This is a genomic window from Pseudoalteromonas sp. S1609 (assembly GCF_005887255.1).
Classification (GTDB): Bacteria; Pseudomonadota; Gammaproteobacteria; order Enterobacterales; family Alteromonadaceae; genus Pseudoalteromonas.
The window spans coordinates 167,309-175,747 of sequence record NZ_PNDJ01000016.1; the positions used below are offsets into that span (position 1 = coordinate 167,309).

General features: G+C 34.8%; 11 protein-coding genes. 6 read left to right on the plus strand and 5 right to left on the minus strand.

Annotation, left to right across the window (positions count from 1 at the left end; all coding sequences use genetic code 11):
• Positions 1-90: 90 nt before the first annotated feature.
• Both CWB76_RS05975 and CWB76_RS05980 read right to left on the minus strand, forming a co-directional pair.
• A complete protein-coding gene (locus CWB76_RS05975; protein ID WP_138606171.1) occupies positions 91-1,548 on the minus strand; it encodes an aerolysin family beta-barrel pore-forming toxin in 1,458 nt (485 codons plus the stop codon).
• A gap of 182 nt (positions 1,549-1,730) precedes the next feature.
• Positions 1,731-2,612 (minus strand): LysR family transcriptional regulator, encoded by an 882-nt coding sequence (locus CWB76_RS05980; protein WP_138606173.1) that lies wholly within the window; start codon positions 2,610-2,612, stop codon positions 1,731-1,733.
• Positions 2,613-3,007: 395 nt separating this feature from the next.
• On the opposite strand from CWB76_RS05980, the gene CWB76_RS20040 reads away from it, so the two are divergent.
• Positions 3,008-3,172: a hypothetical protein gene (locus CWB76_RS20040; protein WP_171039595.1), complete on the plus strand. Its 165-nt coding sequence runs from the start codon at positions 3,008-3,010 to the stop codon at positions 3,170-3,172.
• A 101-nt stretch (positions 3,173-3,273) separates the two neighbouring features.
• Here the strand turns inward: CWB76_RS20040 and msrA are convergent, their stop codons facing one another.
• Complete coding sequence (gene msrA, locus CWB76_RS05985) at positions 3,274-3,870, minus strand: peptide-methionine (S)-S-oxide reductase MsrA (RefSeq protein WP_138606174.1); 597 nt, start codon at positions 3,868-3,870, stop codon at positions 3,274-3,276.
• Positions 3,871-3,993: 123 nt separating this feature from the next.
• Between msrA and CWB76_RS05990 the strand changes: the two genes are divergently transcribed.
• Positions 3,994-4,593 carry a MepB family protein gene (locus CWB76_RS05990; protein ID WP_138606176.1) on the plus strand — a complete coding sequence of 200 codons (600 nt, stop codon included), beginning with the start codon at positions 3,994-3,996 and terminating at the stop codon, positions 4,591-4,593.
• A 92-nt stretch (positions 4,594-4,685) separates the two neighbouring features.
• Positions 4,686-4,880, plus strand: coding sequence for a CPXCG motif-containing cysteine-rich protein (locus CWB76_RS05995; protein WP_054200950.1), 195 nt, complete (start codon positions 4,686-4,688; stop codon positions 4,878-4,880).
• 502 nt (positions 4,881-5,382) lie between these two features.
• On the opposite strand, the gene CWB76_RS06000 is transcribed toward CWB76_RS05995, so the two are convergent.
• The gene (locus CWB76_RS06000; RefSeq protein ID WP_010390026.1) at positions 5,383-5,586 is read right to left on the minus strand and encodes a hypothetical protein; all 204 of its coding nucleotides are present in this window, start codon (positions 5,584-5,586) and stop codon (positions 5,383-5,385) included.
• A gap of 99 nt (positions 5,587-5,685) precedes the next feature.
• On the opposite strand from CWB76_RS06000, the gene CWB76_RS06005 reads away from it, so the two are divergent.
• Both CWB76_RS06005 and CWB76_RS06010 read left to right on the plus strand, forming a co-directional pair.
• A complete protein-coding gene (locus CWB76_RS06005) occupies positions 5,686-6,195 on the plus strand; it encodes a GNAT family N-acetyltransferase (RefSeq protein WP_138606178.1) in 510 nt (169 codons plus the stop codon).
• Positions 6,192-7,088: an alpha/beta hydrolase gene (locus tag CWB76_RS06010; RefSeq protein WP_138606179.1), complete on the plus strand. Its 897-nt coding sequence runs from the start codon at positions 6,192-6,194 to the stop codon at positions 7,086-7,088. Before CWB76_RS06005 ends, CWB76_RS06010 begins: the two co-directional genes overlap by 4 nt.
• A gap of 366 nt (positions 7,089-7,454) precedes the next feature.
• Here the strand turns inward: CWB76_RS06010 and CWB76_RS06015 are convergent, their stop codons facing one another.
• On the minus strand, positions 7,455-7,976 hold the full coding sequence (locus tag CWB76_RS06015; RefSeq protein WP_138606181.1) for a TetR/AcrR family transcriptional regulator: 522 nt from the start codon (positions 7,974-7,976) through the stop codon (positions 7,455-7,457).
• Between the two features lie 111 nt (positions 7,977-8,087).
• On the opposite strand from CWB76_RS06015, the gene CWB76_RS06020 reads away from it, so the two are divergent.
• Complete coding sequence (locus CWB76_RS06020; protein ID WP_138606183.1) at positions 8,088-8,270, plus strand: hypothetical protein; 183 nt, start codon at positions 8,088-8,090, stop codon at positions 8,268-8,270.
• Positions 8,271-8,439 lie beyond the last annotated feature (169 nt).

An 8,439-nucleotide genomic window follows, 5' to 3' on the forward strand; every position in this document is an offset into this window, starting at 1 on the left:
TAATAAAGTGAAAGTAAAATAGGCGTGTGATAATTATATTTTTGTGTAAATTTATAAAATAGGGCTCTCATTATGAGAGCCCACGGGGATTTATAAATCAATCATTTCAATATTAACAACTACATTTTTAAAACCAGCATCTTCAAACTCTTTTTTTAACTTTTCTGCACTTGAGTAATCACTAGCTGAAACACTTCGCTTACTTCTTTGGTTAGTAACAAGTGGGGTTTCATCACCAAAATAAACGCTACCAGCAAATTGGCTTTGTGCATAAAAGTGGCCTGTTAGGGTTGTTTTTTTAGGTCTTAAAACATGACTTAAATAGTATTGCATTGTTGATAAGCTTGTTTGTTGTATCATCCAAGGCCAATCCCATTTTTTATTCTCACCTGGTATATAGCGGTGTTCCCATTGATACTCAATGCTATTTTCTTGACCTGCCCAACGGCCTATTACAAAATTAGCAGTGTCATTAGGTCTGTTTTCAGGATGGCTCAATAAAGCATTGCCTCCCCAACGCATAAAGCCATTTATTGATAGATCGTAGGTAATATCAGCATCGAATGAATAAGGATACGATATTGATGATTTAAACAAATCGACCTTTGCATTAAGCTTTGTAAATGCTGGTACATTGGTTCTTGCCTGTACAACAACACGTTCAGCTTCAGAGCCGCCGTTACTTGTTCCCCATGCTTGCTCTGCTGCTATAGTAACAGATAACGAAGTGTCTGAGCCACCAGTAACAGAGGGAGACTTCCATGTATTAGATAATGTAACAGACTCAGAAATACTGTAATCATTGGTTTTAGACCAGTTGGTTGCCGCATCGTATTCAATGGTAACGACTGACATTTGAGCTGCTGACGTGTCATTCACTGCAGGGACTGTTAGCGTTTTGATTAGTTCTTTGTCAGCAGCAACAATATCACCAGTTATTTTATATGATTCGTTATCCATCACATATTCAAAGTTAGATACAGTAATAGCTGACTTTTCATCACATCGGTAACCATCACAACTTCCACCGTTGTAACCTTGTATTTTCCATCCTGAGCCCGTTTTGGACACCTCCATGTCATCACCAACATAGCTTGAGCGATTTCCACCAACCCACGCAAATCCCATTGTATGAGCAAGGTATGAAAGGGGTTTTATAAAACCCTCTTTTTGATTTACTAAGTCCCATTCAATTTGGCTTTGACTGCCAGGTGCTACTTTTACGGGGCTTATTGTAGGAATTTCATTAATGGGATCGGTAGGGTAGCACCAAGAATTTGCAGCAGTCCCTTGTTTGATTTCACCTGCGTAACCAGAGCCCATAATGACCCAGCCGTTAGCCAATCCCGTTATTTGCCACTTCCCCATTTTGTTTACAAGGTCGTTTCTATAAGTTTGCGCTTCAGCTTTTGTAATTAGTCTATTATCAGCTGAGCATACTCCGGCACCTAAGCTTTCATTTTTAAGTTGATCTGGATAAATTGCTGTTGTATTGGCACTTACAAAACTTGTGTGTGACAAAAGCAATAGGGGTAATATTTTTTTCATTAAGTTACATCCTTTAAAATCATATTTTAATTAGGCCCTAATTAAATAATCTAATTTTGGACCGATTTTGATTCTAAAGAACTCGCTATATTTTTATAGAGTGTTAAATGAAAGTTGGTTTTTCAAAAATATTAGTTGCTTAAATATTACAAAAACTCATTAAGACTATAGTGCTATTGTAGCTACATTTTTATCCCCTTGAGAGAGTACTCTAAAAAATCGATTAGATAGCGTGTACTTTTTGGGATTAGTTTATCAGGCCATATTAGGTTTACATCTCGCTTAACGGGTGTGTACTGTGTTAATACTTCAACCAAGCTTTCATCTTTTATATAAGGTAATAAACAATATTTTGGGCCATAATAAACACCTCTTCCTTCAATAGCAGCTAAGGCACACATTTCTATATCGTTAGAAATAAAGTTAGGTTGAGGTTTAAAAATAACCTTCTCATTTTTATTTGCTTTAAAAGACCAATTTTCGAATGGCGAGCACGATATGTGGGGGAGTTCAGCCAAATCGTTAAAATTACTTGGCATACCATATTGCTTAATTAAACTCGATGAGCAAGCTAAAACAAAGCTCATTTGGTTAATGACTTTACATATATTTTGTGAGCTATCTAATTTTCCAATTCTAATAGCTAAATCAAACTCGGTGGCTTTTAAATCAAGACGTTCATCTGATAGCATCATATGAATCTTAATATTTGGATAAAGTAGGGTGAATTGATTTATAACGCCTGAGAAGTACACGCTCTTTATAAAGTTTTGCGGCGCTATTAATTTAATTTTACTCACTTCATTTTCACTAGAGTTCTTAAAATTGCACAGCGTACTTTGTAAACCCTCTACGTGAGCTAAGCAATGGCTATAAAAGCTTTTTCCAGGCTCAGTTAATCGCAAACTTCCTTTTTCACGATAAAACAACGCTAAAGATAAGTCTTCTTCAAGTTTTTTTATTTTTCTTTGTAAGGTGGGCAAAGGAATATTTAACTTTACTGACGCTTCATTAAATGTTTTGTAATCATTTACTTTTATAAAAAGCGCGATGATATCAAGCAAGGTAAATCTCCTGTATAAATTTGAGGTATAAAATCGTATTTAGTACTTAATTATTGGTTAGATTCATAAAACTAATCATTTATTTAAAGTACCCATTAGTCCCTTTTGTGGCAACAAAAATTTTACCTTTGTATTAGAATGTTTAATAAATTATTGTGAGCGAAGGTGTACTTACTTGAGGTATTAGTAATTAAAGATTCTACAAATAGCGCGTTTTTGAAAATAAAAACTCAGTAGAAACAATCCGTAACATTTTACTATAACGTTTTAATAGACAAACAATAAGCTAGTAATTACGCTAGACACACTTTTTTGGTGAATAATCATGATGCATAGGATCTGATTACCTAAATGGAATTTGCCATGATAAATCAACAGAACCGAAGGTATTAAAGATGAATATATTTATAAAATGGTTGATTTTAGCTGCATTAATTATTGCCGCTATTACGTGTTATTCGTATGGTAGCACTACTGGCTTATTTATTTTTATTATTGCGGGCTTTGTTTTTGAAATGGCGTTTATGGTATTTCCTATAAAAAAGAAATCGTCATTGTAGAAAGCTATTTAACCGTCTTGAAAAATTAATTTTTTTAGTTAGCGAGATAAGGGAATAAATAAAAAGGCTGCATTTTTTACAGCCTTTTTGGTTTAATAAACTTAATGGGTAACTCTATCGCCCCAAATGTCTTCTAGGCGGCTATCACGGCCACAGCGCCAGCGATAGGTATTATAACGAATAGGGTTATTTTTATAGTAATCTTGATGATAACTTTCTTTGCCCTTTATCGGGTAAAAGGTTTTCGCATCAAGAATAGGGGTTATCACTGTTTGCTTAGTAAACTCACTAATAACAGCTTTTTTAGATTTTTGAGCTAGCTTTCGTTGTTGCTCATTAGCTACAAAAATTGCGCTACGGTAGCTTGGGCCTTTATCACAAAACTGACCTTTGGCGTCAAAAGGATCAATGTTAACCCAGTAATGGTTTAAAATATCTTGATAGCTTAATACGTCAGTGTTGTAGGTAACCAGAACGGCTTCGTAATGGCCGCGATGATTACCATTGTAAGTAGGATTTTTAATTTCACCGCCAGTAAAACCTGAGATCACATCGGTTACACCTTCGAGTTTTTCAAAGTCACTTTCCATACACCAAAAACAGCCTCCTGCTAAAATAGCTTGTTCGGTTTTAGCGTACGTTAATGAGCTAAACAAAAGCCCCACAGAGGTTAATGCTAGCGCTAATGTGTGTTTCATAAAATTTATCACCTGTAGTTATGAATAAATACTTGTATAGTAAGACCCGCTAACTTTAAAAACTCTTTCATTACAATGTGGCTGGGGGGGTTGAACTTACTTTATATAAAACGGATGCTATGTATGAAAAGTTTAATGACGACTGATAATTTGCATGATGAATTTCTAGTCGTTCTACAAAACAACTTTGTTTCCTCAGAGTATAAACTTCCAAACGCTGATGAGTTAATACCTCATAATCAAAATGCTCAGTACCATGGGTATGCATTCACTATAAACCATAATCGAATAATTTACAGAAAAGCTAAAGTTACACCAGACAGACCAGGTGCTTTTTTAGCACTATGGAAACGCCCAGCGGATTGTAGTAATTCTAAGCCAATTCCTTTTACCAATGAGTTTGACTACTTATTAGTGGCGGTTTCAAGTGATGGATTAACCTCTAGTAACAACCAAGTAGCAAATTTACAAAGTGGTTTATTTATATTTCCGGTTGAGTTGTTAGTTAAAAAAGGCATAGTTACAGGTACGAACCGTAAGGGAAAAACCGCTTTTAGGGTGTTTCCACCTTGGAGTGAAAGTAGGGCTCTGAGTGGTTCAGGCGTATTTAGTAACGCAGCTAAAAGCACACAGCGTTGGCAATGTGATTATTTTTTACAGCAGGACCAATATGGCTTAGTTGATTTAATTAAGTTAAACAAAATTTTAGCTAATGCTGTTTAAATTTGAATTATTAAGTCACTTTACCAGCATTGTTTTATATAGGGTTATTTACTAAAGTGAGATCATACAGTCATACGAATAGTAGGTAAGATATGAACCAGTTAACCGAAAAGTCAATTAGTTGCCCTTACTGTGGCGAATCTATAGAAGTATTAATTGATGTGGCTGATATTGATGAGCAATACATAGAAGACTGCCAAGTGTGTTGCAGGCCTATTTCGTTTGTCGTATTTGAAGATAACGATGAACTTAATGTAAATGTATACAGTGAAGATGAGGCGTTTTGAATTTTTAGTGAAAGTTGGTGAACCGAACTTTTACACAAATCTAAGCTGAAAATTCAGTAACTTTAATTTTTCTTAATAATATTGGTTGTATATGTTACCAAAGTGTTTTAAATGCCATGCTAAAATTTCATTATCGTGGTTTATTCTATCTTTAATGTCGACTCGTTATAGATGTATTCGATGTGGCTCATTATATGAATTCACAAATCGTCACCGCTACTTAGGCGTATTTTTCGCGGTACCGCTAGTTTTTTTAGTTATTATGCTAGAAGGTTTTATAACTTCAGCTCTACTAAGAGTAATTTTGTTAATTTCTGTTGCTATAATAATCATGATCTTAATACCTGGACAACACCAGTTAAGTGTAAAAGATGATTTGGAAATTAAAAAAAAGGAATAGTAATTGATTAGCAAATGAGTGGTTCTAGTTTTAATGAAAACTTGGGCGATAATAGTCAGAAGGCTGTAAATACTTTCAGCCTTAAGATAACATCCAACTTGACTAGCTTTGCTGCTGTTCACGCGCTAATTGGTTAGGCAGCAACTCCTCCACAATTTCTCTCGCTGGTAAGGTGTAACGTACGCCATCAAACATAACCGATGTGAACTCATCAATATTAGTAATGCCGGTGAGGGTCCAACCTTCACCACGTTTTGGGCAGTAAACAGTAGTAGTAGGTTGTATTACTTTAAAATTGTCGCTCATAGTTTATCTCAATTAATGCTTGTTAATACGATATGGTAAGTTAATAATGACGTTCTATAAAGTGCTATTTAAAGCGCGTTTACTTTACTTGGCATAGGCATGTTTAAAACTATAAAATTACCCCGTGCAACTCTTCGTTTAATTACTCACAAACATGGCGCAGCGCTATTAAACATTTTGAATAATCCCCTTGTTTATGAATTTAATGATTATAAAGCGCCGCTAAATAAAGAGCATATTAAGCAATTAATTCAAGATGATATTTCGAGTTATTACCAAGGTGAAGGTGTTCGGCTTGCGATTGAACATAATATGTCTGGAGACTTAATTGGTACTTGTGGTTTGTATGACATTAATAACCAAACTAAAACTGCTTATTTGGGCTTTGAGCTTGATCCTTTTTATTGGCAACAAGGCTTAATGCATGAAGTACTGAAAGGTTTTATCAGTGAGGTGCATAGATCATTAAACATTCAGCACCTATACGCAGAAATTCATGGTAAAAATGTTCGATGTTATAATTTACTCACTAAACTTGGCTTTGTATTTAACCCGCAACTTACTAGTGGTGTATGGCATAAGCAATTAACTAAAATGAGCCCCGTATGATAATTAGAAAAACGATTATTTTAAATCTGCTGTTTGCTGTTGGTGTATTTGGGGTTGTAACAATTGGGTTTAGTTATTATCAGAATGATGTATCAGAGTTTGTTGATGTAACCCTAGATTCGAAAGTGCTTGAAGAGTCTCGAAAAGTATTTATAAGATTACCTAACAATTATGATAAAACTAAAGCGTATCCACTTTTTATAAAAACAGACGGTAATTTTAATTTAGCTAACTGGGATAAGGCGCTAAAAGCATTAAATCCTGAAAGTATATTGAATGAGGCTATTTTAGTTGCCATACCTAATCAGTTTTTTACTGATACTCGAAATCGTGATCTTGTGCCACCTTATGCAAGGAAGGACGTTAATATAAATCCTCGACCTAACAATGAAACTTCGCCTGAACTTTTTGGTAAAGCTGATTTGTTTTTAGCTTTTATAGAGCAAGAATTACTTACTTATTTAGAGGCCAACTACACATTAACTGAAAATCGAATTTTGACCGGATTTTCAGCTGGGGGCAGCTTTACTTTATACACGCTGCATACTAAACCAAAGTTATTCAATGGTTACTTTGCATTTAGCCCAGCCGCTTGGTATGACGATATGACAGTGACTAAGCGGTTTGATGCATTTTTAAAAACAAATATAAATTGTATAAAACAACCGACATTTTTATATATCACTGTCGGTGGGGCAGAGCACTCTTTAATGTTAGGTGCATACAATAATTTAGTTACTAGTTTAGCAAAACATCCAAACGACTGGCTTAAGTGGGGAAGTACAATTAATAGTAATGCTGAACATAATCAAAACCCTGCACTTAGTGTCGATAAAGCACTGTTAAATTATACGGCGTTCTTGAGCTCGCAAATTAATACGCCTTCTGATTAATTAATAACGGTGATCAATTAAATTTAGTTTGCATTGATTTATATTGCTTTACTGCTGGTGGAGCACACACCTTGAAGAACACATCATACTTAAATTGATTTAAACAAGTCTAAGCAATAGGTGAATTTTTAAAAAATATTATCAGGGAGGGAGTTTTTGGTGGCTTGTATTGGCCGTTTCTTTTTAACTTATATCTACGCGTTTTATTAAGTGAGTTGTGTAGGAACAGGAAAACCAAATTAAACAAAGCAACAATGTAATTATTTAGATGTTCTAAGTTAGACATTTTAATTGCAGCTAACATCGGTTTTTCCATCAATGGTTCAGTAATACACAGACTTAAACTCCAGCTTTTTATAATTGACGTTACAACAATGCAATTTTGTTGCTCAGTTGCCTTAACATGCTTTCTGCATTCGGTATCTCGTCGTTTAAACCAGTGATCAGGGTCATAAAATAACAGTCCATCATCACACTTGCTTTTATTTCATCAAAGTTTGGTTGTTTACTAAATAGTAGTTTTTTAAATTCATCCATTTGTGCTTTAAAAAAATCAGCACGCCAAATAATGTCGCTAATTAGTAATTTACTAAATTCACTGTTTTCACAATAAAAGGAGTAAAGGGGGTGAGCGTAGTGGCGTAACTTCAATCGAGGAGGGTGCTGAGTATCTGATTGCTTTGCTTGCTCGATAATAACTTTAATTTGTTGCTGCATACCGGCCATAAGCAAATCAATTTTATTTTCAAAATGGCTAAACACAGTACCAACGGCCACATTAGCTGCAACGGCAATTTCTCTTGTTGATGTGTGGTCATAGCCTTGTAATAAGAAAAGCTCCCATGCAGAAGCTAAAACTTTATCCCGTGTTTTTTCTTTTTTACTCATATTATTCAATGCTTTAAAATTTTATTGGATGTTGGGTTTAAATTTGCACTTGATAAATTGAGCGCGCTCAATTAAGTTTGTGAGCATGCTCAATTAATTGAAAGGTGATATATGGAGTTTATCAAACGTGTTATTGGTTATGTACTTTTTATTCCACTTATTTATTTTTATTCTTTTATTCTCGGCCCAATACTAAAAGCCGTTTTAGTCCCAGGTGGGGTTACCTTTTTGTGGCTTATTTTAGGGCCACAAGAGGGAACACGTGCGTTAAAAAAAGCATTTAAGAAAAAGTAGTAAAATCTTCAGTAAAACAAATAAAAAGCCCTGCTATTTTGCAGGGCTTTAGGGTCTGTTGACCTTTACGGATTAAAATTTGTTCAAAATAGGAGCGATTTAATCGCGGCGCGAGGTTTGTAACCTAGTGGGCTAAGTAAAAACCGAGCAACAAAGAGTAAATCGCTCC